The following is a 23,386-nucleotide window of genomic DNA, read 5'->3' on the forward strand; positions in this document are numbered from 1 at the left end:
CCTTCGGGGAAAAATGGTGAGTCTTCAGCTGGTCACTCGCAGGCCGATTGAGTTCAATCAGATAAGCGGACTACCCAGTGATCGGAAGACGCCTTTTTTCCCCAATACGTGGGCATGGGGCAAAGGGTTTCAGTGTGCAGCCCTGGCACCTGGAGGATGGGATCAACAATGTGCCTGTCCGATTCTAAGGTCCTGGTTCTGCTGATATATTCGTAAGTTGTCGGGTCGTTGAAAGGGAAACGAAAATCCATGAATGACAATCCGGCCTTCAGTCATAGCCCGTCATCGAGGGTGATTTTCATTCGGCAGACAGGTTGCGTCAGCCCGTTGTTGCCAAATGCTTAGCACGCGAAAATTTGGAACCCTATTATTCCGGCCATTCCAGCAGAATGATCTTGTAGCTGGGGCTGTTTCGGTAGTCTGGGAACGCGTCTTCGATACTCGAAAAAGCTGAATTCGACGCCTCAATGTCTCCTAGACGCTCCAGCGCAAGAGCTTCATGAATGCGCCCCGGAAGAAATTGGGGATTTCTCGCTACCGTTCGCCGAAAATTAGACAGGGCTGTCTCGTAGTCGCCAAGCGCAAAGTAAGCCCGCCCGAGCGCCAGAGTGTACGTCACGCTATAATTTGGATTTAGTTCAATCGCCCGGTTGATTGCGTTCAGCGCCCCTTCTCCGTCTGATGCCGCGGAATGGATCATCGATTTCCACAACAGCGCATCGGCAAAATTCGGATCCAGGGTGATCGCAGTTTCTACTGACTTTTGTGCCTCGGAAAGTTCCCTGTGCCATCTCAGAGCCCAGGCAAGGTTGGCGTAGGCCATCGGCAAACGTACATCAATCCTGATTGCCTTGTTCGCTAGTTCGACGGCGCGGTCAATTGTCTCGCCTTCGGAGGAATTAATGCCACTTAGAAACGCAAATGTCAGCGCGCGGGCCTTCCAGGCATACGCCTCTGCGTAATCCGGGTCTGTATCAATGGCAGCCTGAAACAACGCGATGGCTTCGGTAACGCCTGCTGCATCAAGATGCCAAAATCGCTCCTGCCCGCGCAGGTATAGATCATGAGCCTCGACGCTGGCCGTATTTCTGTGGCCCAAACGTTCTTCTTCGGCATCGGTCAGAACGACCTCCAAGGCACCTACGATCTGAGCGGTCACCTCGTCCTGAACATCGAATACGTCCGAAACGCCCCGATCAAATCGCGCGGCCCAGATGTGGCCCTCGGAGGCGACATCAATCAGCTGGGCCGTAATTCTCAACTTGTCGCCTTGCCTGCGCACGCTGCCCTCCAGAACGTAACGGACGTTTAGTTCGTCTCCGATCTCTCTGATGGTCACCTGCTTGCCCTTATAAACAAAAGTAGAATGTCGAGCGATGACGCGAAGCCCGGATATCACTGACAAATCCGTAATAATATCCTCGGTGATGCCGTCGCTGAAATACTCCTGCTCCGGGTCTGCGCTCATGTTGTCAAACGGAAGAACCGCAACCGAATGATCGGTCGATGGAAGTGGTGAAGGCATTTCTCCACCGTCCTGGCTGAACGCTGACCAAAGGAGAAAAGACAAGCTGGCAAAAACGGCCACCAGTGCCGGGTATACAAGACGGCGCGAAATTAGCGCGGTACCCGTTTGATCGGAACGCTCATTCTGGTCCGAACACTCAGATATGCGCATAGTGATGACCGGCACGTATCCACCCTTTGGTAGATCTATGAAGATCGGGTCGTTCTTGCCTTTCGTTGCATAATAGTCGGCAATCCTGGATCGCAATCGCCCGGCTTCAACTCGGACGATTGCATCCGTGGCCGGGTCAAAATCCTGTCCTCGATCAAAGACATCTATGCCGATGGAGAATTGGTTCAGGTCTGCATCCCTGCCTTCCAGTGACTGTTCGACAATGTATCGCAGGAATCTACTTTGCCGGTCGGCCTGTGCGAATGCCTTGAAGTCGAGAATGCGCTCCAGCTGCTCCCGAACTTCGTTGATGTCGATGATGTCAGAATTCGCGATCCGAGCCCCCTGACTTTCCACTCAGACAAACTATACCCCTCCAGTTGACATGTGTCTAACGACGCCCCTCGTCGTTTCGACAGGTAGTCGATACCACTATCGGCGCCTGTAAGGCATTATTTTTGAACACTTATTGTGAGCGTTACATCGACTGGTAACCCCACGATAACTGTTACGTACTTCCGGGTTTCGGATTTCGTCCGCACCTTAAACCCAATCCAGTCAATGCAAAGGAAAGGGTGACCAAATGACTGAAGCGTTTACTCGCACACGCAAGTTTGTGAAGCAGGTCGGAACCTTTCTTTCCGATTGGGACGAAACCATCCACGCAGATCCTACAGATCAATTGCTGTTTCGCATTCAGCAAATAGAAGGGCGTCTCGACAAATTGGAAGCATCCGAAACCGCTCACGCTGAACCAATCAACGTCAGGTGAGCCAAGCCAGAAAGGAACCAAAAAATGTCCGTTGACCAGATTTTCCTGTTGCAGTTCGCTCTTAGCATAGTGGTCTGTACCCTTGTCGCGATCCGAATTTCTCCGGCATTGAACAAACTAGAGTGGTCGGATGCCATGTTCTGGCTGACAGTTCCTCATGCGCTCCGGCATCTAGGGCTGGTTTTCCTTGTTCCCGGTGTGGTCGCGGAATCGATGCCCGGTGGGTTCGCAGCGGAGGCAGGCTACGGAGATCTGAGTTCGGCCGTTGCCGGCATATTGACTCTGATCGCTCTATGGCGAGGTTGGATTGTCGCTGTACCATTGTTGTGGGCGTTGAACATTGTAGGCGTCTTTGACCTTATGAACGCACTGAGGCAGCTTGAGGCCGTTCCGCATTTCAACGCGGCCTGGTACATCCCGACCTTTGTGGTCCCGGTACTTCTGGTTACACATGCGATGATGGTTATTCGGCTGATCCGTCACGCGACAGGGTCTCGATTAACCGCTGACCAGCCGCAGTAAGGACACCTGCTGCATCGGTGAAACCGGAAAAGGACGTGCATCCGCCAGGATGCGCGCCCCTGCCAGGGCCTACCTTCCGCGATTGCTGGAACATACCCGACGGGCTGCACCCTATTTAGCTCCAATGGTGAGGACGCAATAATGCCTACTGAACAGTTCTTTCCGTCAACGCAGTGCGGTCTACTACTAACGTCGCAGTGGGTCGGCGCACTCGCGCGCCAGGTGCGGGCCCGTCTATCCCTGAAGCTCCTCAACAAGAAAATCGAGAAACACCCGAACTTTCGACATCATGTAGCGTCGGGACGGGTAGACAGCGTAAAGGCCCGTCTCGTTCGGCGCCCAGTCTTCCAGAGCCGTACTCAGCCGTCCTGCAGCCAGATCTTCCTCGACATACATACGAGGGACAAGGCTCAGACCGAACCCGGCGCGGAGAGCATCCCGGACTGCAAGGCTGGACGAAACTTTGTAGCGGCCTCGGACGGGGACTTTGACAGTTCGCCTGCCCTGTATGAAAGTCCATTGAACGGCATGGTCCGACAAGGTGAACTGGACGCAATTGTGCAACGCCAGGTCCTCGGGTCGGGTTGGACGACCGTTCTGTTCGAAGTAAGATGGTGCCGCGCAGACGACGTGATCCATGATCATCAGCTTTCGCGCAATCAGTCCCGAATCTTCAAGATTGTCGCTCCCGCGCAGAGCGACATCAAACCCTTCTTCCACCAGATTGACTCGCCGGTCATTCAACCTCAGATCAAGCGTCAAATCGGGATAACGGTTGAGAAACTTAGGGATTTTTTCCGACAGGCCGATCAGCGTTACCGTAACCGGAGCGCTGACGCGCAACACGCCCGAAGGAGTATCCTGAATGGCCTGAAGTGTTGCGTCGGCTTCTTTCAAATCATCCAAGACTTGAACGACTCGCTCGAAGTAAAGCGTTCCGGCCTCGGTGAGACTCATGCGCCGGGTCGTGCGATTGATCAGACGCGCCGAAAGATGCCCCTCCAACTCGCTGACATTCTTACTGATGGCAGCAGGAGACAGGTTCAGCTTGCGCGCCGCTGCGGCGAAACTGCCGAGTTCGACCACGGTTCGAAACACGGTGAGGGCGGTCATTCGATCCATGATTATTCACTAACGATGAATTATGTATTCATCAATGGGTATATTCTCCACCAAGTTATGCCGATGTATCTCCTGAGGCAGTAAGTTTGCGCAGCTGACGTCATCCACGAAACCACAGTCGGACGGAACGTCGGCGCAAATGTAGAGGAGCCCCGCTATGCAGACCGCCAGAACCGCTGACCACCCCATTGAACCACTCTTTCTTGATCGCTGGTCCCCACGCGCATATGACGCAAAACCCATGCCCAATGCCGATCTTCTGACCATCCTTGAAGCAGGCCGTTGGGCACCCTCGGCATTCAATGTCCAGCCCTGGCGATTTCTGTATGCCCATCGCACCGACGCCCATTGGGCGGATTTATTGTCGGTGCTTGACGCAGAAAATCGGCAATGGGCCGGATCGGCCTCGGCCCTGATCTTTCTGATCTCGGACAAGGTGATGCCCGCCGAAGAAAATCGGCCCGAGATGATCTCGAAATACCACAGCTTCGATGCTGGGTCCGCCTGGATGCAAATCGCGCTTCAAGCAACCGCGCTTGGCTACGCCGCCCATGCCATGGCGGGCCTCAAATTCGAACACGCGACCACAGTTCTGGGTTTGCCAGACCGGTTTCGACTGGAGGTGGGGATCACCATCGGTCGCGCCGCCGAGGCCCATCGCCTTCCACACGATCTGCGTGTGCGCGAGGTGCCGAGCAACCGGTATCCGCTTGAGCAGATCTCCTACCCCGGTCCCTACCCCGCCAGCTTTACCGCATTCGCAGCAGAATAGGAGGTTGCCATGTCCTTCGACCCAAACGCATCCGTCAAACCAGCGCTAGTCAGAGCCGATCTGCATGTTCACGGCCTGATGCTGGTTGCGACATTCCTGGTCGCAACGTCCTTTCCGGTTGTTGCCGCCATCACGGACAGTCTGGATAGTGTTGTGCTGACTTTTGTGCGGTTCGCTCTTGCGACATTGCTATTCGCTCCGCTGGTGGCGTGGCGCTTCCGCATCGTCCGTCCCAGCCTGCGCGACATGTCGCGCTACAGTTTGCTCAGCCTTCTGCTGGTCACGTTTTTCTGGTGCATGTTTGCATCATTGCGGATGACAACACCCCTGAACACCGCAGCCATCTTTTCCCTGAGCCCCGTCATTACCGCGGGATTCGCGGCGATTCTGTTGAGAGAACGGGTGACCCTGCCCGCGCGTGTCGCACTGCCCGTCGGGGCAGCTGGTGCGATCTGGGTGATATTTCGCGGTGATGTCACGGCCTTGATGGCGCTTCAGATCGGCGCGGGGGATCTCCTGTTTCTTGCAGGCACCATGGCGCTAGCCGGATACAGCACGCTGGTCAAGGTCCTGCACAGGGGCGAGCCTATGGCCCGTATGACCTTCTGGATATTGGCCACCGGATCGATCTGGCTTTTGTTAGTGTCGCTGCCCCGTCTTGGCAGTGTTTCCTGGGCCGAAATCCCGATCCGCACGTTGGCAGGCATCACCTATTTGTCGGTCTTCACCACCATCGTCACCTTTTTCCTGTTTCAGTGGAGCACAACCCACATCGGTCCGACCCGTGTGATGTCCTACACCTTCCTCAACCCAACCCTGGTGCTTATGATCGGTTTGATGGCAGGAGACACCCTTCCACCCCTCGAAACCTGGCCTGGCATACTGATGGCGATCGCAGCTACAGTCATTCTCCAATCCGACTTCACCCGATGGTTCAGGTATATGAGACGGGGCATTCGGCCTGCCGCGCCGAGTTAAGCCAATCGAAATCAACTGCTTTCCTGGGAAACGAAAGGATCGCAACATGCCAAGTGTTCAACATCGTCTTTTTGCCACGATCCAGCGGCCCGCCCGCCAGTGTCTGACCAGTCCTGACCGGAAGAAACCAAGACCACCAGCATTTGGCCTCGTTGGATTGGTGGGCCTGCTGATTGTTCCGAATGTTGCGCAAGCGCATGTCCGTTGGTTTGTCGATCCCAACAGCCCCGAGGTTGCAACATTCGAGCCTTATTCTCTATTCGACCCCGCTGTATTGATCTGGATCGCGATCGCATCTGTCTTGATTGGAACTGCAATCTTCCTCGACTCTCGGTTGCCGTCGGTTCCAGTCGCTAACACCAAGTTTCGCCATGACGTGATGGAACTGATGCGAATTCTCACCGGTGTATCCTTTCTGTTGACCGCGTATGACGGCGCGCTGGTCGCTCCTCACCTGCAGGCCCAGGGCGGGTTTGGGCTGTTTCTGGTGTTTCTGCAGGCCGGGATCGGGATTCTCTTGCTCAGTAACCACTTCCTGCACCATGCCGCGATCCTGATGCTGATCCTGTTCATGGGTGTGATGATCCAGTTCGGCGTCGTTCGGTCGTTCGAATACATCAACGTCGTAGGTATCGCGCTCTTCCTGCTCTTCAATTATTTCCCGACGGATGAATTGCGCGCAAAACTGAAGCCATATTCCGTAGACATGCTGCGGATATTCACCGGACTTTCACTGATCATGCTCGGTATTTCTGAAAAGCTGCACGGTGCCGCGCTCGGCCAGGCATACCTCTCTGAATATCAGTGGAACTTCATGCAACTGCTTGGCTTCGACTGGTTCAGCGACAAGCTCTTCGTTCTTTCTGCAGGATTCATGGAAGTCGTATTCGGGATCATCTTGGTTCTGGGCGTTGTCACCCGATTGAACATCCTCGTTGTTGCCGGTCTGATGCTGATCTCTAACGCTGTGTTCATCTTGCAAAACGAGCAGGACGAAGCGCTGAAGGAACTGATTGGCCACCTGCCCATCATTGCCACCGCACTGATCCTGCTGCTGTTGGGATACGGGCAACGGCTGAAGATCACGGCGCGAAGATCTGCCAAGGTCGCAACGGCCTGATCTACGGGTCGGATCCGTCAGCCGCACGTCTGTTTCGGAGGCTACGATGAAACTCCCCAGAAAACTTGAAATCCCGCTGATGTACGTCCTCTATTGGACCCTCGGTTGCCTGTTTCTCGGCATACTCTTCGCACCCGCGGTTAGAACCTTTGACGCTGATCCATCTGTCGACGGCGAGCATGGCCATGCCCAACTTCACAGCCAAGTCGAGGTTGATCCAGACAACGCACCGAAAGTGTCGATCGAAGTTGTGAAAGATGCGCTCGCCGGTTGGAATGTCTACGTGGCTGTCGAGAACTTTCGGTTTGCACCTGAACGGGTCAACCAAGCCAACACACCAAACGAAGGCCATGCCCATCTCTACCTAAACGGCAACAAGGTCACGCGGCTCTACGGAACCGCGTTTCACATGACGGGATTGCAACTAGGGGAAAACGTCGTCTCGGTCAGTCTAAACGCGAACGACCACTCTGATCTGGTGTTGGGGGGTGAACCAATTGAGGCTGCGGCGTTGGTCGTTGTGGGTGATGGATGAAAGGTTCTGTCGCAACGGGGTTTTTCCAGCGGCTTCGGCACTTTCTTCACGCCCAAGCGACATTGACACCACAACAACCTCAGCGCGGCCTTTTGGGTGCCGCCACATAAACCTGAAACTGTTAGTGACGAAAGAATAATGTCTTTCATTTCAGATGCATGGCAAAAATACGCGCCAACGCGTCACAATAGGTGGCCGTGAATCGTCATCAAAGTAGAACATCAACGATAGGAATGAGACAATGACGAGTTCAAACGCAATCAAGTATGAAACCGCAATCCCGGATGTCCTACAAACACTCGCGGCCGTTCATGACGTTCTCGATGGCAAGGGACTTGATCCAAAGCTGCGCCATCTTCTTCGGCTGCGGGCCTCGCAGATCAATCGCTGTGGGTTCTGCGTGAAGATGCACACGACTGAGGCGCGGCAAGATGGAGAAACCAGCGATCGGCTTGACCGGGTTATTGTCTGGGACCATGTCCGGGACTTCTCTGAGGCGGAACAAGCGGCACTGGAATGGACCGAAGCTCTGACAATCCTTGACCCGAAGCTGGACTTTGGACCCATTCGCGCGAAACTGCGAAAGCACTTCTCGGATGCTGAGATCGGACTTCTCACGGCTGAGATAAGCATGATCAATCTCTGGAACCGGATCAATGTCTCCAAACACTGAGCTTGCACAGGCTGAGGTCCTCTTTTTTGAGGATCTCAGACCCCGCCTCAATGGTCTGGCTTATCGCATTTTAGGCTCGTTCAGCGACGCAGAAGATGCGGTACAGGACACATTCCTGAAATGGGCCAGCACCGATCGATCGGAAATCGAGAACACCCAAGGCTGGCTTATCTCGGCCTGTACACGTCGCTGTCTCGATATACGGCGAACAGGAGACCGGGCACGGATGGACTATGTCGGCGCCTGGTTACCTGAACCCATTCAGGTGGCGGTGCCGCCCGAGGCCGAGACGCGGGTTGAGCTGGCCTCATCCCTGTCGATGGCGTTCATGATGATGCTGGAGCGACTGACCCCAAAGGAACGCGCGGCCTACCTGCTGCACGACATCTTCGATCTCTCTTATGGCGAAATTGCGGAGACCCTGGACATATCCGAACCCGGCAGTCGAAAACTGGTGTCTCGAGCTCGTGCAAGTGTAAGCAAATCGAAGACCCGCCACGCAACACCAGAACCGCGCCAGGAAGAGTTCCTGACGGCGTTTCAATCAGCCGTGGAGACCGGCGAGCTCGGTCCTTTGGCCCGAATGCTGGCTCAGGATGCAAGGTTGAGCACCGACGGTGGTGGCAAAGTGGCGGCGATACGCGACCCGATTGTCGGTTGCGATGCGATTTGCGATTTCGTCTCTCGCAAATTGCGGCGCTATTGGGCAGAGCTTGGCTGGACGCGGGCAGATCTGAATGGGTCGCGCGGCGTTCTGATCAAGGTTGACGGGCAAACAAGCTCGGCTGTCTCTGCAACCTTTGACGAGGCTGGGTTCGTTCAGGAAATTCTGATCGTGCGCAACCCCGACAAGCTGCACAACCTAAATTCGGTGCAGGTTCACTAATCCAATCAGCCGCTCATGGCCCGAAGGAGACATCTGGCAGACCACTTGGATGCAGCGGTCGAACCCGCAAAGCAGCTGTTCGCTGTATCTGCACGAACTCAGCGGTGACAGAGAGCTGGATCGCAGGACAAACCGAACCTTCAATCTATGATTCTGAGCGTCCGCTCTCCTATTCCTGAGCGTGTAAGTGTTTTGCCCATTCCTTACTGAAGTCTCCGAGTGGGCAAAGATGATCATAGAGGTGTTGTCCCAGATCAGTCGACGCATATCCTTCAGCAACGCGATGAACAAATCCCGCCGCTTGAAGCTCTTTCAGTCGGGTGTTGAGTGCCGCAGGTGAGATTGTTTCGCATTCTTCTTGCAGCTTTCGGAATGTGCATGGGCCAGCCTCGCTCAACGTCCAAAGGACTCCCATAGCCCAGTGGCGTCCAAGCAGGTCGAACAGAGCCATAATGGGCGCGCCGCTTTTTGAACCACGAACAGGCTGACCTGGTATCGGTATCTTAGTCACTTGCTATACTTTCTGTAGCAACCTATATTGCTATGTAATTTGTAGCAACCCAAGTCGATATTGCAATGACCAAGACAGACACCTACGAAATCCGTGATGATCGGTTCAAACGCAGCATCAAACTGGATGAGCCGATCGACCAAATCTGGACAGGCGGCAAATGGACAGAAGGACCGGTGTATTCTCCGACGTTCAGATGCCTGATCTGGAGCGACATTCCCAACGATCGACGGCTCCGCTGGGACGAACTGACCGGAGCAGTCGGAGACATCCGCTCAGGCCTCGGATGCTACACGAATGGCTCAACGCTCGACCGGCAAGGGCGGATCGTGGCTTGTGAGCATGGGACGCGCAGTGTCACCCGGATTGAGCATGATGGGTCGGTTACGACTCTGGCCAGTCATTTCGAGGGAAAGCGGTTCAACAGCCCCAACGATGTAGTGGTGCGATCAGATGACACGATCTGGTTCAGTGACCCAGCCTACGGAATCGAGTCTGACTACGAAGGGTTTCAGGCAGACCCAGAGCTTGACGGGGAGCATGTCTATCGTCTCGATCCGGCCACCGGCGATGTCACACAAGTGACTACTGACTTCGCCTGTCCGAATGGACTTGCATTTTCGCTGGACGAGCAAACGCTGTATATCGCTGACAGTGGTGGCACGCGTTACGCAAGCGGAGAGCATCATATCCGCGCGTTCTCCGTTAGTGCAGACGGCAAGCTCTCAGGCGGGGATGTCTTTGCTAAATGCGAAGAAGGCGTCTTTGACGGATTTCGGCTCGATACCCAAGGCCGTATCTGGACGAGCGCAAAGGACGGCGTTCATTGTTACCACCCGGATGGCACGCTGCTGGGCAAGATTTTCGTCCCAGAAGAAGTCTCGAATGTTTGCTTTGGCGGGCCCAAACGCAATCGCCTGTTCATTACCGCCTCCACAAGCGTATATGCAGTCCTCCTACCAACAACTGGCGCTTTTCTGTTCTGATGGCAGAGGCTACTATGCTGAAGGCCTTAACGGGCCGCGGATTTCGTCTTGTCCAAGGCGCACAATTGAGAGTTACCAATACCTTCGGCTTTCAGGTAATCGACGCGCGGGCGTTCATGGCTGATGACATCGACTTAACTGCGTTCTGGGCCAGCAAGGCAATACGGTATCCGTCCCGTGCAAACCGGCGGGCAACCGATGCTCCGGTTCCGTCACCGACACCTGTAATCAGACAAACTTTATCGTTCATGGCGGCTCTCCTTTGGCAAGGATCCGCTTGTATCAAGCTGCTCTAAATCAAGGATTTTATATCCGCAGCGAAAGTCGGAAACGCATATAGCGAGGACTTGAGATCGCTGGCAGAGATGCCGTGACGCATGGCCATCGCAAAGAGATGAATCAGTTCGTCACCGTGATGGCCCAGGATATGAGCACCCAAGACTTGATCGGTACTCTTGTCGACTAAAACCTTGGACCAGGCTGCCGTTTCCGCATAGGTCTTTGTGGAAAACCAACCGGACATATCAGAAACCGTAACTGAGACATCGAGACCTTTTTCCCGCGCTTCGGCTTCACTCAGGCCCACGGTGCTGAGCGCTGGAACGGTGTAGACGGCGCTGGGGATCACGCTGTAATCCGGCCTTTTAGTTGGTCCATGCACGATGTTGTGGCCGACAATCTGACCCTCATACGTTGCGATGGGGGAAAGTTGAGCGGAGCTGGTGACAGCATCGCCCGCAACCCAGACTGAAGAGTTGGAGGTGGACCGCATCGTATCGTCGATCAGAATGCGAAGTCCGTCATGCCCGACACCGGCGGCATCGAGGTTAAGCCCGTCGATATTGGCGACGCGGCCTGCGCCGTTGACGACCCGCTCGGCTAAAAGACTTTGGTTTCTGCCGTCATGTTCGAATTCAACGCGCAACCCGTCGGCAGTCTTCTCGATTGCCGTCACCGATACTCCGGTTTTGACCGCTACGCCCAGGCGTTCGGTTTCCGCTTGCAGAGCCGATACGGCGTCACTGTCCATACGTGGCAGCAACTGTGGCAACGCTTCAAGGATTGTCACCTGCACTCCGGCTCGCGCGTAGACATGACTGAACTCCATGGCAATGACGCCGCCGCCAATGAAGACAACTTCTTTCGGCAATGTCGCATCGGAAAGAACTTCGTCGGACGTGATCATGTGCTCGGTGCCGGGAATAGGCAGAGGCCTTGGCTTCGATCCTGTTGCGATCACGATGTCCTTGCCATGTATAACCTGACCGTCGACCTCAACCTCGTTCCGCCCGACAAAACGCGCGATGCCTCGAAAGACATCACCACGTTTTTCGGCCAACCCCTGCATGGCTTCAGGGATGAAACCAATCAGGTCTTTCTCTCGGACGATCAGTTTCGTCCAATTAAGCTTTGGCTTGCTGACTTCGATCCCGTGGATGGGGGCTTGTTCGATCTGGTGCATTGCATGGGCGGCCGCCACCAGAACCTTTTTTGGCGTGCAGCCGCGATTGGGGCAGGTCCCGCCAAAATCGCGCGCTTCGATAAATGCAATGGATTTTCCGGCTTCATGTGCCACGGAGGAAACACCGAACCCTGCATTGCCCCCACCAATAATGATCACATCATATGACTCGCGCATATTGTTACTCCTCTCGTTCTAATTTCCGATTGCAGATCTTCGTCTATAGAGATCACACGGCGGAACCGAAATTTTCGGTGTGGATCTGCTCGGCGGGAACGCCTTGGCTTTCCAGGTCAGCCTGCACGTCGCCCATGAAACTGACTGGTACGCACAAAAAGTAATGCGCGTCAGGTTTTTCGATCAGTCGAGCAAGCAACGCTCCGGTGAAGCGTCCCCGGGAATTGTATTAGTGGCCATAGACACCGCCTGTCGCCGGTCTGCTAACGGTTAGGCAAGCTCACGCGCAATATGACGTGCCTGGGCCTGAGCTGAGGCAACCGAAGCTTTGTGACGCTCATCGGCAAATTCCTGATACTCGGCCGCAGCTTCGAACATGCGTTCTGCGCCCAGGTATTTGCGCAATGTGCTGATATGCGCAGAAAGGTGACCCGAGTCATTGCGAATCCCACCGTTCTCAAAGCCGAATTCGCCAGCCGATGTCAGCAGCACCAGTGTTTTTCCGGACATGATCGGTTCCAGAGGGAAGTCGCCGCGCGCCAAATCAAACGTAAATGTCTTGTTGATCCGGATGATCTGATCAAACCAAGCCTTCAGGGCTGCGGGCATGCCATAGTTGTACATGGGCGTCGAAATCAGCAGGATGTCGGAGCGGTCGAGTTCGTCAATCAGCGTGTCAGACAAGCTGACCAAAGCGCTCTGTTCAGGAGTGCGTTCTTCTTCTGCTGTAAAGACAGACGCGATCCAATCGTTGGAAATGAAATCTGGTGGTGCCATTCCAACGTCACGCAGAATAATTTCGACGTCCGGATCAACCGTTTTCCATTCTTCTACGAAACTGTCCGCCAAAGCGCGGGAAATGGAGTTATAAGCCGAAACGGGGTTGTCGGTGCGGCGTACGCTGGCGTCAATTCTCAGGATTGTGGTCATCTTGTCACCTAGTCAGTTTGCAATGAACCATTCAAAGGTGAAGCCAGTGATGCGCAGGTACAAATGAAGAGAATTCTGAATAGAATGAACTGACCTCAGCCATATCTAGTCGCTGAAAAAATCTTCTCCAGGTAAGACCCCGTCGCAAGTACATCCGCGTCCCTGTTTGCGCCGCCGCTCAAGGATAGGCTGACCCCCGGTCTCCGGTCCCCAAATGGAACGGAAATTGTTGGGGCATTGAGGAAAGCGGCTTTCATCGATACCGACAGGATAAGGGCGTTTTCCCGTGCAAAGACACCTTTATCGCGGGTCACAGCCAGAACAGACGGCGGGTACGACGGCAATGTCGGATAAAGCAGCATCTTCCCAGCCAGTTCCCTGCCAAAGTCCAGGATGAGCGCCCGCCGGATTTCTAGCAATGCTTGCAGATCCGTGCCAAGGATTGAAGCCGCCTGAGCAAGGCGATCCTGCACATTTGGGTCCAGTCTGGCCTGCTGGTCTCCGACCAAACTTGGCAGAAGACGAAAGGCTTCGGCGCTCACCAGCGTTCCATAGGTTTGGAAGATCTCCGTGACACGAGTGAAACTACGGATATCAACCCTTTCCAAATTGATGCCATGATCGGACAAATGCTGCTGGGCCTGTTCGTACATAGCCCTGATTTCCGGGGTAAATCCCACCAGGGCGTCTTCCCTCAGACACAGAATATGACGGCAGGCGTGCCCGGTTTCTTTGCAATCCGACAAAACGCGATCTACAGCGCAAATCTGACTGACGTTAAAAGCGAGTGAGCCTGGCGTATCCAGAGAAGGCGCCAGTGGTAAAATCCCGGCGCTTTCATAGCGGCCCATAGTTGGGCGAAACCCCACCAGGCCCTGACAGGCGGCCGGAATGCGCACGGAGCCGGAGGTGTCTGTGCCCAGGGCGATGTCGGCCAAGCCCAAGGCAACGGCTGACGCCGATCCGCTCGAGGACCCTCCGGGCACCATTGTACTGTCCAACGCATTCAGAGGGGTGCCGAAATGCGGATTAACTCCGAGCCCGGAGAAGGCGAACTCCGACATGTTCACATGACCCAAGACGATCGCGCCCGCAGAACGCAGCCGGGCCACAATCGGGGCGTCATTGTCTGCTGGTTGAGGATCGATGGCCATAGATCCCGCATGGCTTCGGAGCGCTTGCACGTCGATATTGGCCTTCACCGAAAGAAACTGGCCGTCCAACGGGCCAAGCAGCTTCCCTGCGGCCTGTCGCGCGGCGGCAGATCGGGCATCCTGCAATAGTCTATCTGGTGCAACGCTAAGGAATACCTCGCGATGCGCGTCGAGCGAATCCAGGAAGTCGCGCGCGCGTTGAAGGATATTCATGTCGTCAGGACCGGAGCCTTGTAATAGGGCAGTTCTTCAACCCGTACGCTTTGACGGTCTGCCTCATATTGCGTGCGCACGTGCTGCGCGATCTCTCCGAGAGTGGCAAACCAGACGTCACCCTTGTTCAAGATGGTTTCCATCCAGTCTTCCACCTGCCGCCACCGCGCCAAACGCCCGGTCAGGAAGGGATGCCAAATACCGATCCAGAAGCCACCTGCTTCGTACTGGGCTTCGAATTCCTCCCAAAATGGGGTCAGCCCAGCGCGTGGCCCGGCGACGGGCATCATGTAGCCAATCTCCTCAAAATGGGCGAATTGCGGCCAGTCGTCGGTCCCCCAATGCGGTGGAAGTTCGACCAAAGTCCGCCCGCCGGATCGCATGAGATATGGCACATCATCCGCCATCAGCGAACTGTCGTAGTCGAATTCATGCTTGTTCAGCAGGTCGATGACGGCTTGCGTCACATTGTAAACCGGTGCGCGATAGCCTTTTGGCACATTACCCAGAACCCGCTTATGCGACTCCAGCGCGCGTTCAAACCAATAGGCTTGTTCAGACGCGCTGTGGTTTGTCGGGTCTTCGTGCAAATAGCCATGATGGCCGATTTCATGACCATCTTTCAGGATGGCTTGCATAGCATCTGGATATTGCTCCACGACCCATCCGGGGGCGAAGAAGGACTGTTTCAGCCCGAGGCGTTTGCAGGTTTCTAGAATCCGAGGGATAGCAACCGTCGGCCCGTAGCGCCCCATGGAGATCGGATAGAGGCGATCATGCCCGTCGACCGGCTTTGCGACATGGATCAGGCTGTCCGCATCGATGTCAAAGGTGATCGCACAGGCGCATCGCGCGCCGTTTGGCCAGATTACTTTCTTCTGCATGGTCTTGCTCCTCTGTCACAATTGCGGGGCGTTGTTCGTCAACCAATCGTCATACCAGCGCTGCAATGCGGATTTGACGACAGCATATTCACTGGCGCTCAGCCTTTGATCCGCGGCGCGCCGCATGCCGTCGGTGATGTTTTGAAGAATTTTCTTTTCGTCGCACTTTTTGGCTTCGCCGTGCGAAACGACCAGTTGTCCGCCGGAGAAGACGCTCTGGATGTCTGTGGATTTTGCCGAGCTGACCAACAGCTCAACCGGATCAATGCCGGGGTCTAACCAGGGACCTTCAAGACGGCCCAGGCGCAGGATCACAAAGTCGGCGCGTTTGCCGAAGGACAGGCTTCCGATGCTGTGATCCATACCCATCAAACGCGCGCCACCCAAAGTGGCCATGTCGAAAACATCCTTCGCGGTCAGGCTAGGGTTCGCCCGATCACTTGACCAATAAAGGCTTTGCGCCAGACGCATTTCGGCGAACATATCGTCATCGCCTGCCAGGCTGGTCCCATCCATCCCCAGTGCGAGGTTGATGCCCATCCGCTTCATCAATGGCGCGGGTGCAATGCCGGACCGCAGCCGCAAATTGGAGCTGGGATTGCACACGATATGCGCGCGCGCCTCGGCCACTCGCGCCAGATCTTTTTCGTCCGGCCAGACCATATGAGCCAAGGACAAGCCGTCAATGAGCAGGCCAGCTTTGCCCAATTCCGCGATGGCACCCTGAAAACTCCAGGCTGTAGCCGACAGGTGCTGCAGCCGAGACTCCTCGGCATGTGTGTGTACGCGCTGGCCGCTTTCACAGACCTCCCTGGCGATGTCGCTCAGAGTCTCTCGACCCGTCCAATGCGGTGCCGTGGGGCCAAACCACACATCAGCGCATTCAGAAGCCGCGTATTCGCCATGCATCCGGGACAGAAGCCGCACAAAGCTTTGCGGTTCAATACGTGTACGCGCAACGTGCTGGCGTTGCAGTTTACATCGCAGAACCTCGGGCAAGGTGGTTAGAAACGACTGGCTTTGCCCATATGGATGCACAAGCTGGTTGTGCCATCTCTCGCCCGGCGCGATAGCACAGGACATGCCAAGCCCATTATATACGGCGATTTTGTCCCTTATCTTCGCTTCGGCGATGGCCGCTGTCTGACCCGCGGTGCAGGCATCCACAACAGCCGTTACCCCATTCTTCAGCAAGCGTATTGCCGCGTATTCGGTGGCGAGGCGCGGCGCAATGTCGGCTGCGCCAGCGGAGGCGAAATTCCAAGGCTCTAACAGGTCATCCCGTATCCCTTGGTTGATCAGGTTCACCCCATAACAATGGTGATGCGCATTCACAAACCCGGGCAGGATCGCCGTGTTTGTGTCCGAGTGCACCCTTGCGCTGGGATAACGTGACTTCAATACGGCCAGAGGTGCTAAGCCACCTATTCTACCGTCTAAAACATAAAGAGCGAAGTCGTTGTGACTGTGAAAAGCATCTTCGATGATCCAGCGGGCAGAAAATATGTCGCCGCCATCAGCCGTCATGAACAACAAATTCCAGCGCGCTTGGCTTGCCTTCGTCCCCGTTGACTGGAGTGATATCTTGCGGGCAGGCCGACATCACGGCGTAGACTGGCATCTCAGCTTTGAAGGTTAAGCTGTCCCCCGGCTTTGACACTGGCGCAGCCCAGGCAAGGCTGCCATCGGGGTGAATTGGTACGTTCATCCACAGATTGAAGGGCGCGGGCACATGCGGTGCTTTTTTCCCAATAGCAAGCAAGGCCTGCCTCAAGTTGTCGGCGCAATTGTCGTGATAATCTGTGACGCCCAATTGCTTGTATCGGTTGGCATCGCAAGCCGCGATCGTTGTGTCATGAACACCCGGCGATGTGTCGTGGGTCAGCGTCAGAAGAGGATTGCGTAAATTGCTGACCAACCTGTCACCGACCTTTGGGAAAACAGACAGAAGATCCGTATGCACATGCGGCATAGACAAATACTCATGCAGCTTTGCCGCATTGAACGCCCAGAAATCGCAGACTTGCCAGCCGGTCAGGTTGGTGATGGTCAAAGTCTGCCCGATAGTCAAACGCACCGCGACACCGCAACGTGCTGGCACGGTATACCGTTCTGCAATGATCGGGACGCCGTCGGCAGAGACCGTGCTGTCCAGAGTTTGATTGAAACCATCGGGTTGGGAAGGGTCAAAACTTTGCATGCGCAAGAACTCCTGATTAGGGCTTCAGAAACGCATGCTTCTCGGCAATTTAGAAATGACAAAAATTCAAGCGACGGATTAGATCGTTGCGGGCGCGTTATTCTTCAAAAAACCTTTGACCGACGGCGCTGTCGCGAAACTCATCTGCTTGGTCCAATAGCCATTCCCGGAACACACGAACGCGTGCACGATTGGCGTAAGTCTCCGGGCAGACGAGAAAATAGCTCTTGTTCTTCAATGCCGTGTCAAAGGGGGCGACCAGCATATTACGTTCGAGAAAACGCGCGGCGGCCAAAAGGCTGACCAGGGCCACACCATGACCATCGCTAGCGGTCAGCAAGCAGATGTGTTCCTCGGAATAGGTGACATAGGGCTCGACATCAGCAGTTTGCAAGCCAGCCGCGTCCATCCAGCGCTCCCAACTCGGATCCACATCAGAAAACCCGCTCCATTGGTATTCAATCAGACGAGACTTCAGAAGATCTTCGGCGGAATTCAGTGACTTCGCCTTTTCCACGCTGCAGACAGGCGCTACCCAGTCATTCAAGACCCATGCCACATTGCTGTCAGGATAATCGCCAAAGCCATACCGAATGGCCACATCCACATCGCTGGACTTGAAATCCACCAGTTGATCGCTAGACAGAACCCTTACCGAGATCTCCGGGTATTTCTCGTAAAAGCCTCGCAGCCGCGGGCTAAGCCAGTTGGCGGCAAAAGACCCGGTGGTTGAGATTGTCAATGTGCCCGCAAGGTCGTCTTCCTCCAGCGCGAGAGAGGCGGCTTCGATGTTCTTGAAGGCCTCAATGATGTGGGGCGCGTAGTTGGCCCCATCCTCCGTCAGTTTCAAGGCGCGGGTCAGCCGGTGAAACAGGGGCACCCCAAGTTGATCCTCCAGCGATTTGATCTGATGGGAAATGGCAGTCGGAGTGACGCATAATTCATCGGCAGCATCCTTGAAACTCAGATGCCGGCAGGCTGCTTCGAAGGCCTGAATGCTTTTCAACGACGGTATCTTGGCCATGTCGCGCGGCTTTGCTCTCCTGATGCGACGCTATTTCGTCGCTCTACTCTAACCCGATTGCCAGTTCACATGTGGGCAAAATTCTCAGCTGTGAGGTGAAAACATCTAATTTGAGAAGATTGGGCATTCTCTCTTGAATTTGCGCGAGAGTTGGGAGGTTGTCTTGGATTCATTTTTGAAAGTCACCGGCATCGACAAGTCGTTTGGCCCCGTTCGTGCATTGCACAATGTCAATCTACTGGCCTCGAAGGGCGAGTGCATTGCGATTTTGGGCGAGAACGGTGCGGGGAAAACCACGTTCGCGAGTGTTCTGATTGGTCTGTATCAGCCCGATAGCGGTGAAATCAAATTGGGCGGAACACCTGTTTCGGTGGCCAGCCCAGCAAAAGCTATTGAGCATGGGATCGGCATGATCCACCAGCATTTCAGCCTGGTCGGCGCAATGACTGCCGAAGAGAACATTCTGATCGGCTTGCCCAGCACAAAGAGGGGTGCCGAAGCGCGGGCGCGCATTCGGCAGCTTTGCAGCGACTTTGACTTTAACGTCGATTTCGACATCCGCGTCACGGAAATGCCTGTGGGCATGAAGCAAAGGGTGGAAATCCTTAAGGCGTTGTTTCGCGATGTATCGATCCTGATCCTGGATGAACCCACCAGCGTTCTCGCCCCGACCGAAATCGCGCCGTTTCTCAAAGGGGTGCGCAAACTGGTCGCCAACGGCTGCCTCGTCTTTTTCATCAGCCACAAGCTCGATGAAATCCGCGAAATTGCCGATCGCGTCATGATAATGCGCCATGGGCGTGTCGAGGGTGTTCTTTCGGTTGCGACCACGCCCATGGCGCAGATGTCAGCGCTTATGATGGGAGAAAAACCGACCGGCGAAACGGTCGAGACGCCCAAGGCCCAAAAGGTGCGCAACGACACCAGCTCAGCACCGAACGCTCTGGTTGTATCTGATGTCTGCCTGATCGATCCAGGCGGCGCGGAAATCCTGCAGGATGTGTCCCTCTCCGTGAAGGCTGGCGAAATTTTCGGAATCGCCGGGATCGACGGCAATGGCCAGACGGAGTTGAGCGAGGTGATCACCGGCCTCAAAAGACAAACCAGCGGCGCCATACACCTTAATGGCACGGAGATATCAAGCGCCTCCATCGCTTCGCGCATTGCAGATGGCATAGGCTTCGTGCCCGAGGACCGCCATGCCGAGGGTTTGGTCCTGTCACTCAGTGTCGAAGAAAATACGGCCTTTCGATCCATTGGCGAAGACAGGTTCATGTCTGGCGGTCTGATTTCCCGGCGCGCGATGCACGAGATCGCAAGCGACGTGGTTACGGCCTTTGACATTAGGCCCCCTGACCCAAAACTGAACGCCTCGGCTTTGTCCGGTGGCAATCAACAAAAAATTGTTCTGGCCCGTGAAGTGGCCCGAGCGCGCAATCTTTTGGTCGTCGTACAGCCGACGAAAGGGCTTGATGTCGGCGCAACGGAATTTGTTCAGAACCAGATCCGAGCCGTCGCCCAAAGCGGTGTGGGGGTTCTCTATATCTCCACTGAACTTGAACATGTGCTCGACATCTCTGACCGCGTCGCCGTGATGGCCTTTGGTCGGATCACGGGTGTTGTCGATCCAGAAAACACAACTCTTCAAGACATCGGGCTCTTGATGACCGCAGCGCCGGAGGAGGTACAATGAACAGATTCACCATGCAACGCCGGATTGCGATTGCTTTACTTTTAGCGCTGAGCGTTGGCGGCGTGCTGATCCTGCTCGACGGGCACAACCCGTTTGAGGCCTATAAGATTCTGTTTCTGGAATCCTTCCTGAATTACTGGGGTTTCTCCAATACTTTGGTCAAAGCCTCGCCGATGCTTCTGGCCGGGCTGGCCGTGATCATCCCGATGCGCGCCGGTGTGTTCAACATCGGTGGCGAGGGACAGATCTATTTTGGTGGGTTGTTTGGCACTGTCTTTGCTTTGGCGATCCCCGATCTGCCCGGTCTATTGGGCGTGCCGCTGATATTTATCGCCGCCGCCGCCGGCGGGGCGTTCTGGGCGGCAATTCCTGCGTATCTCAAGGCCTATCGGGGCACGAATGAAGTCATTGTCACGCTGTTGATGAACTTCATTGCGATCCACATCGTCAGCTATGCCGTGGCTGGGCCGCTATTGGCTGAAGGCGCGCCATATCCTTATTCGGAGGAAGTCTCAGAAGCCTATCGCCTGCCTATTCTGATGCCGCGATCTGATACCCATGTGGGCTTTGTATTCGGGCTGGCCATGACGGTTATCTTGTATTTCTGGCTGCGTTTCACGCCGTCGGGCTTCCACTTGGACCTAGTGGGGCGCAATGCGCGCGCTGCGGCCTATGCCGGCGTGGACCAGAAAAGGACCATCATTCGCGCCATGTTGATTGGCGGCAGCCTTGCCGGTATGGCCGGCGCAATCGAGGTGATCGGGTTGAAGTACCGCCTGTTCCACCTGTTTAGCGATGGCTACGGCTATGACGGAATTGTCGTCGCCTTCCTTGCGGCTCTTAACCCAATTGTCGCGCCTTTGACCGCGCTGTTCCTTGCTGGGCTTTCTGCCGGCGCGGGAACGATGCAACGTGCCGTCGGTGTCGACAGTTCCGTCATCGAAGTGGTCGAGGGGCTCGTTGTGGTTCTGGTCGCCGCCGCCCTCGTGACACCGCGAACCAGGTCAAAATCCATACTGAAGTCACTATCAGAAAACCTGGGACTGCGCAGTCAAATACAACGACAAAAGAAAGAGGCATAGGCTATGATTGATCTTGTTTTGCTGGGCGACATCCTTGCCGGAACCGCCCGATTGGGCACGCCAATTGCATTTGCTGCCCTCGGCGGGGTGATCGCGGAACGTGGCGGACTATACAACATCGGCCTCGAAGGTCAGATCCTCGCCGGAGCGCTTGGCGCCGCTGCTGGTTCTTTCGCAACGGGCTCTGCCGCGATCGGGCTTGGATGCGGGATCGTTTGCGGCCTGATCTCTGGCCTGCTGCTTGGGTATATGTCGATCCGGCTGCGCATCAACCAGCTTGTTGGCGGTATCGCGCTCAACCTACTGCTGGCCGGACTCACAGCTTTTCTGTCTCGTCAGATATTCGGGGCTCAGGCCGGAGGGGCGCGGGTAGACGGGTTCTCGCAGATCAATATACCCTTCTTGTCAGATCTTCCCGTCGTTGGCCCGTCCCTGTTTTCCCAGGATCCGCTGTTCTACCTATTGATCGGATTGGCAATAGCCGCCTGGTTCTGGCTGATGAAATCCCACAAGGGTCTGGACCTTCGCGCCGTTGGCGAAAACCCGAAGGCCGCGGACTTGGCCGGGGTTCCTGTCTTTCGCATGCAATATCTCGCGATTGCAGTCAGCGGTGCGCTCGCGGCGCTGGCCGGAGTGCATCTGGTCTTGTCGCAAGTCTATGTGTTTGCGGAGGGCATGAGCGCGGGCAAAGGCTTCATTGCGCTTGCGGCAATCATCTTGGGACGTTGGTCGCCCATCGGCGCGATCTGCGCGGCGCTTTTCTTCGGCTTTTGTGATGCTGTGCAATTCAAACTGCAATTCACCTCGCCAGAGATTCCCTATCAGCTCTTTCTGATCTTGCCTTACCTCGCATCGCTCATCGCACTCGTGGTCCTCGGAGCCAAAGCCAGCGCACCTGCAAGCGTCGGACTGCCTTACGACCGAGAGCATCGATAAATCTCAGCCGTGACGTGAGAAACCATCGTTTTTCACGTCACGATCCTCCCGTCACCCTGACAACACATATCCAGTATGGGAGAACAACAATGCAATTGAAGTCCAAACTATTGGCGGGGCTTGCGGCACTGATGTTGGCCGGGCCTGCGACTGCTGACGGGATCGACCGCGCCGCGATCGTTATGCCCGGATCGATTTCTGACAATGGCTGGAACCAAGCCGGATTCGAAGGTCTCACCAAGGCAGGTGAAGCGCTTGGCTTTGAAGCCGCCTTTTCCGAAAGCGTGCATCAGCCGGAACAAATCGAAGTCCTGAGCGACTACGCACGCCGGGGGTATGACCTTGTGATCGGTCACGGCGGAGAATTCCAGGACGCCGTGGAACGTGTCGCTGCACGCTTCCCGGAAACCATGTTCATGGTGAACAACGGACTGGGCACCAAAGACAACATTGCCAACGCGGATTTCTATTTCAGCCAAATCGCTTATCTGATGGGCTACGTTGCAGGCTCCATGTCAGACACCGGCACCATCGGCATCATCGCGGCGCAGCAGTTCAAGTTCACGACCGACACGGTTGCTGGCTATGAAGCGGGTGCCAAAGCGGCCAATCCGGAGGTCAGAGTTCTGGTTACCTGGACCGGTGACTGGGATGACATCGCCAAGGGCAAAGAAGCTGCCTTGAACCAAATTTCCCAAGGCGCCGATGTCGTCTGGCCGACAATGGACAGTGCGACGCTGGGCTCCATGCAGGCCGTTCAGGAAAAAGGCGTCTATGGTATCGGCATTTATCGTGATGCGATCAACGAATGGCCGGAAATCCTGCAATCCGCTATTCTGGATGTCCGAGGCAACATGCGGTTCTACCTGGAACTGGCAGCTTCTGGAAAACTGGAAGGTGCACTCTACCGGGCGGATATGGGCAATGAGCTGGCCATGCGGATAGGGTCTTTCCACCCTGATATCCCGGTGGACGTTGTGGATGAAGTCAACAATCTGATCGACGCCATGAAGTCAGGCACTTTGGTTGTAGATCCACAATAATGCATCCCTGATAATCGCTCTTCCCCCTAAACT

The 23,386-nt window shown here is 55.4% G+C and carries 24 protein-coding genes; 13 read left to right on the plus strand and 11 right to left on the minus strand.

Annotated features, from left to right (window positions below; all coding sequences use genetic code 11):
- Nucleotides 1-367: 367 nt before the first annotated feature.
- On the minus strand, nt 368-2,035 hold the full coding sequence (locus AC2TEM_RS07900) for a tetratricopeptide repeat protein (RefSeq protein WP_480856079.1): 1,668 nt from the start codon (nt 2,033-2,035) through the stop codon (nt 368-370).
- Nucleotides 2,036-2,261: 226 nt separating this feature from the next.
- Between AC2TEM_RS07900 and AC2TEM_RS07905 the strand changes: the two genes are divergently transcribed.
- Nucleotides 2,262-2,450, plus strand: a complete 189-nt coding sequence (locus tag AC2TEM_RS07905) for a hypothetical protein (protein WP_170728030.1) — start codon at nt 2,262-2,264, stop codon at nt 2,448-2,450.
- A 24-nt stretch (nt 2,451-2,474) separates the two neighbouring features.
- The gene (locus AC2TEM_RS07910; protein WP_480856080.1) at nt 2,475-2,972 is read left to right on the plus strand and encodes a hypothetical protein; all 498 of its coding nucleotides are present in this window, start codon (nt 2,475-2,477) and stop codon (nt 2,970-2,972) included.
- Between the two features lie 234 nt (nt 2,973-3,206).
- On the opposite strand, the gene AC2TEM_RS07915 is transcribed toward AC2TEM_RS07910, so the two are convergent.
- Nucleotides 3,207-4,094, minus strand: coding sequence for a LysR family transcriptional regulator (locus tag AC2TEM_RS07915; RefSeq protein WP_480856081.1), 888 nt, complete (start codon nt 4,092-4,094; stop codon nt 3,207-3,209).
- 157 nt (nt 4,095-4,251) lie between these two features.
- Between AC2TEM_RS07915 and AC2TEM_RS07920 the strand changes: the two genes are divergently transcribed.
- The 6 genes from AC2TEM_RS07920 to AC2TEM_RS07945 all read left to right on the plus strand — a co-directional run bounded on the left by AC2TEM_RS07920 (nt 4,252) and on the right by AC2TEM_RS07945 (nt 9,058).
- Nucleotides 4,252-4,866 (plus strand): nitroreductase family protein, encoded by a 615-nt coding sequence (locus AC2TEM_RS07920; protein WP_480856082.1) that lies wholly within the window; start codon nt 4,252-4,254, stop codon nt 4,864-4,866.
- Nucleotides 4,867-4,875: 9 nt separating this feature from the next.
- The gene (locus AC2TEM_RS07925) at nt 4,876-5,844 is read left to right on the plus strand and encodes a DMT family transporter (RefSeq protein WP_480856083.1); all 969 of its coding nucleotides are present in this window, start codon (nt 4,876-4,878) and stop codon (nt 5,842-5,844) included.
- A 46-nt stretch (nt 5,845-5,890) separates the two neighbouring features.
- A complete protein-coding gene (locus AC2TEM_RS07930; RefSeq protein WP_480856084.1) occupies nt 5,891-6,964 on the plus strand; it encodes a DoxX family membrane protein in 1,074 nt (357 codons plus the stop codon).
- Between the two features lie 46 nt (nt 6,965-7,010).
- Nucleotides 7,011-7,499 carry a hypothetical protein gene (locus AC2TEM_RS07935; protein ID WP_170728036.1) on the plus strand — a complete coding sequence of 163 codons (489 nt, stop codon included), beginning with the start codon at nt 7,011-7,013 and terminating at the stop codon, nt 7,497-7,499.
- Nucleotides 7,500-7,740: 241 nt separating this feature from the next.
- On the plus strand, nt 7,741-8,172 hold the full coding sequence (locus AC2TEM_RS07940) for a carboxymuconolactone decarboxylase family protein (protein WP_480856085.1): 432 nt from the start codon (nt 7,741-7,743) through the stop codon (nt 8,170-8,172).
- The gene (locus AC2TEM_RS07945) at nt 8,156-9,058 is read left to right on the plus strand and encodes a sigma-70 family RNA polymerase sigma factor (protein ID WP_480795874.1); all 903 of its coding nucleotides are present in this window, start codon (nt 8,156-8,158) and stop codon (nt 9,056-9,058) included. The genes AC2TEM_RS07940 and AC2TEM_RS07945 overlap by 17 nt, the downstream gene beginning before the upstream one ends.
- A gap of 169 nt (nt 9,059-9,227) precedes the next feature.
- On the opposite strand, the gene AC2TEM_RS07950 is transcribed toward AC2TEM_RS07945, so the two are convergent.
- Nucleotides 9,228-9,509 (minus strand): winged helix-turn-helix transcriptional regulator, encoded by a 282-nt coding sequence (locus AC2TEM_RS07950; RefSeq protein WP_113788289.1) that lies wholly within the window; start codon nt 9,507-9,509, stop codon nt 9,228-9,230.
- A 125-nt stretch (nt 9,510-9,634) separates the two neighbouring features.
- On the opposite strand from AC2TEM_RS07950, the gene AC2TEM_RS07955 reads away from it, so the two are divergent.
- Nucleotides 9,635-10,555, plus strand: a complete 921-nt coding sequence (locus AC2TEM_RS07955) for an SMP-30/gluconolactonase/LRE family protein (RefSeq protein ID WP_480795875.1) — start codon at nt 9,635-9,637, stop codon at nt 10,553-10,555.
- A gap of 91 nt (nt 10,556-10,646) precedes the next feature.
- Here AC2TEM_RS07955 and AC2TEM_RS07960 read toward each other — a convergent pair whose 3' ends face one another.
- From AC2TEM_RS07960 to gcvA, 8 genes are all read right to left on the minus strand, one after another.
- A complete protein-coding gene (locus AC2TEM_RS07960; RefSeq protein WP_480856086.1) occupies nt 10,647-10,805 on the minus strand; it encodes a hypothetical protein in 159 nt (52 codons plus the stop codon).
- A 42-nt stretch (nt 10,806-10,847) separates the two neighbouring features.
- Nucleotides 10,848-12,194, minus strand: coding sequence for a dihydrolipoyl dehydrogenase family protein (locus tag AC2TEM_RS07965; protein ID WP_480856088.1), 1,347 nt, complete (start codon nt 12,192-12,194; stop codon nt 10,848-10,850).
- 270 nt (nt 12,195-12,464) lie between these two features.
- Nucleotides 12,465-13,124, minus strand: coding sequence for an FMN-dependent NADH-azoreductase (locus AC2TEM_RS07970; protein WP_480856089.1), 660 nt, complete (start codon nt 13,122-13,124; stop codon nt 12,465-12,467).
- A 95-nt stretch (nt 13,125-13,219) separates the two neighbouring features.
- A complete protein-coding gene (locus AC2TEM_RS07975; RefSeq protein WP_480856090.1) occupies nt 13,220-14,491 on the minus strand; it encodes an amidase family protein in 1,272 nt (423 codons plus the stop codon).
- Complete coding sequence (locus AC2TEM_RS07980) at nt 14,488-15,375, minus strand: polysaccharide deacetylase family protein (protein ID WP_480856091.1); 888 nt, start codon at nt 15,373-15,375, stop codon at nt 14,488-14,490. The genes AC2TEM_RS07975 and AC2TEM_RS07980 overlap by 4 nt, the downstream gene beginning before the upstream one ends.
- Nucleotides 15,376-15,390: 15 nt before the next feature.
- Complete coding sequence (locus tag AC2TEM_RS07985) at nt 15,391-16,749, minus strand: amidohydrolase family protein (protein ID WP_480856092.1); 1,359 nt, start codon at nt 16,747-16,749, stop codon at nt 15,391-15,393.
- Nucleotides 16,750-16,891: 142 nt separating this feature from the next.
- On the minus strand, nt 16,892-17,575 hold the full coding sequence (locus tag AC2TEM_RS07990) for a DUF1989 domain-containing protein (protein ID WP_480856093.1): 684 nt from the start codon (nt 17,573-17,575) through the stop codon (nt 16,892-16,894).
- Between the two features lie 97 nt (nt 17,576-17,672).
- Nucleotides 17,673-18,599 (minus strand): transcriptional regulator GcvA, encoded by a 927-nt coding sequence (gcvA, locus tag AC2TEM_RS07995; protein WP_480856095.1) that lies wholly within the window; start codon nt 18,597-18,599, stop codon nt 17,673-17,675.
- 163 nt (nt 18,600-18,762) lie between these two features.
- Between gcvA and AC2TEM_RS08000 the strand changes: the two genes are divergently transcribed.
- The 4 genes from AC2TEM_RS08000 to AC2TEM_RS08015 all read left to right on the plus strand — a co-directional run bounded on the left by AC2TEM_RS08000 (nt 18,763) and on the right by AC2TEM_RS08015 (nt 23,353).
- Nucleotides 18,763-20,292 carry an ABC transporter ATP-binding protein gene (locus AC2TEM_RS08000; RefSeq protein ID WP_480856096.1) on the plus strand — a complete coding sequence of 510 codons (1,530 nt, stop codon included), beginning with the start codon at nt 18,763-18,765 and terminating at the stop codon, nt 20,290-20,292.
- Nucleotides 20,289-21,374, plus strand: a complete 1,086-nt coding sequence (locus AC2TEM_RS08005) for an ABC transporter permease (protein WP_480856098.1) — start codon at nt 20,289-20,291, stop codon at nt 21,372-21,374. The genes AC2TEM_RS08000 and AC2TEM_RS08005 overlap by 4 nt, the downstream gene beginning before the upstream one ends.
- A gap of 3 nt (nt 21,375-21,377) precedes the next feature.
- Nucleotides 21,378-22,310 (plus strand): ABC transporter permease, encoded by a 933-nt coding sequence (locus AC2TEM_RS08010; RefSeq protein ID WP_480856099.1) that lies wholly within the window; start codon nt 21,378-21,380, stop codon nt 22,308-22,310.
- A gap of 89 nt (nt 22,311-22,399) precedes the next feature.
- Entirely contained in the window at nt 22,400-23,353 is a 954-nt protein-coding gene (locus tag AC2TEM_RS08015) for a BMP family protein (RefSeq protein WP_480856100.1), read from the plus strand.
- The last annotated feature ends 33 nt before the right edge of the window (nt 23,354-23,386 follow it).

The organism is Ruegeria sp. HKCCD3925 (assembly GCF_057221175.1).

Bases quoted from the DNA above. Each gene is read 5' to 3' on its own strand.
- AC2TEM_RS07910 (WP_480856080.1), top strand. From the start codon at position 2,475: ATGTCCGTTGACCAGATTTTCCTGTTGCAGTTCGCTCTTAGCATAGTG.
- AC2TEM_RS07955 (WP_480795875.1), top strand. From the start codon at position 9,635: ATGACCAAGACAGACACCTACGAAATCCGTGATGATCGGTTCAAACGC.
- AC2TEM_RS08010 (WP_480856099.1), top strand. From the start codon at position 21,378: ATGATTGATCTTGTTTTGCTGGGCGACATCCTTGCCGGAACCGCCCGA.
- AC2TEM_RS07960 (WP_480856086.1), bottom strand. From the start codon at position 10,805: ATGAACGATAAAGTTTGTCTGATTACAGGTGTCGGTGACGGAACCGGA.
- AC2TEM_RS07925 (WP_480856083.1), top strand. From the start codon at position 4,876: ATGTCCTTCGACCCAAACGCATCCGTCAAACCAGCGCTAGTCAGAGCC.
- AC2TEM_RS07950 (WP_113788289.1), bottom strand. From the start codon at position 9,509: ATGGCTCTGTTCGACCTGCTTGGACGCCACTGGGCTATGGGAGTCCTT.
- AC2TEM_RS07930 (WP_480856084.1), top strand. From the start codon at position 5,891: ATGCCAAGTGTTCAACATCGTCTTTTTGCCACGATCCAGCGGCCCGCC.
- AC2TEM_RS07970 (WP_480856089.1), bottom strand. From the start codon at position 13,124: ATGACCACAATCCTGAGAATTGACGCCAGCGTACGCCGCACCGACAAC.
- AC2TEM_RS07915 (WP_480856081.1), bottom strand. From the start codon at position 4,094: ATGGATCGAATGACCGCCCTCACCGTGTTTCGAACCGTGGTCGAACTC.
- AC2TEM_RS07935 (WP_170728036.1), top strand. From the start codon at position 7,011: ATGAAACTCCCCAGAAAACTTGAAATCCCGCTGATGTACGTCCTCTAT.
- AC2TEM_RS07990 (WP_480856093.1), bottom strand. From the start codon at position 17,575: ATGCAAAGTTTTGACCCTTCCCAACCCGATGGTTTCAATCAAACTCTG.
- AC2TEM_RS08015 (WP_480856100.1), top strand. From the start codon at position 22,400: ATGCAATTGAAGTCCAAACTATTGGCGGGGCTTGCGGCACTGATGTTG.
- AC2TEM_RS07965 (WP_480856088.1), bottom strand. From the start codon at position 12,194: ATGCGCGAGTCATATGATGTGATCATTATTGGTGGGGGCAATGCAGGG.
- AC2TEM_RS07905 (WP_170728030.1), top strand. From the start codon at position 2,262: ATGACTGAAGCGTTTACTCGCACACGCAAGTTTGTGAAGCAGGTCGGA.
- AC2TEM_RS08005 (WP_480856098.1), top strand. From the start codon at position 20,289: ATGAACAGATTCACCATGCAACGCCGGATTGCGATTGCTTTACTTTTA.
- AC2TEM_RS07980 (WP_480856091.1), bottom strand. From the start codon at position 15,375: ATGCAGAAGAAAGTAATCTGGCCAAACGGCGCGCGATGCGCCTGTGCG.
- AC2TEM_RS07945 (WP_480795874.1), top strand. From the start codon at position 8,156: ATGTCTCCAAACACTGAGCTTGCACAGGCTGAGGTCCTCTTTTTTGAG.
- AC2TEM_RS07975 (WP_480856090.1), bottom strand. From the start codon at position 14,491: ATGAATATCCTTCAACGCGCGCGCGACTTCCTGGATTCGCTCGACGCG.
- AC2TEM_RS07940 (WP_480856085.1), top strand. From the start codon at position 7,741: ATGACGAGTTCAAACGCAATCAAGTATGAAACCGCAATCCCGGATGTC.
- AC2TEM_RS07920 (WP_480856082.1), top strand. From the start codon at position 4,252: ATGCAGACCGCCAGAACCGCTGACCACCCCATTGAACCACTCTTTCTT.
- gcvA (WP_480856095.1), bottom strand. From the start codon at position 18,599: ATGGCCAAGATACCGTCGTTGAAAAGCATTCAGGCCTTCGAAGCAGCC.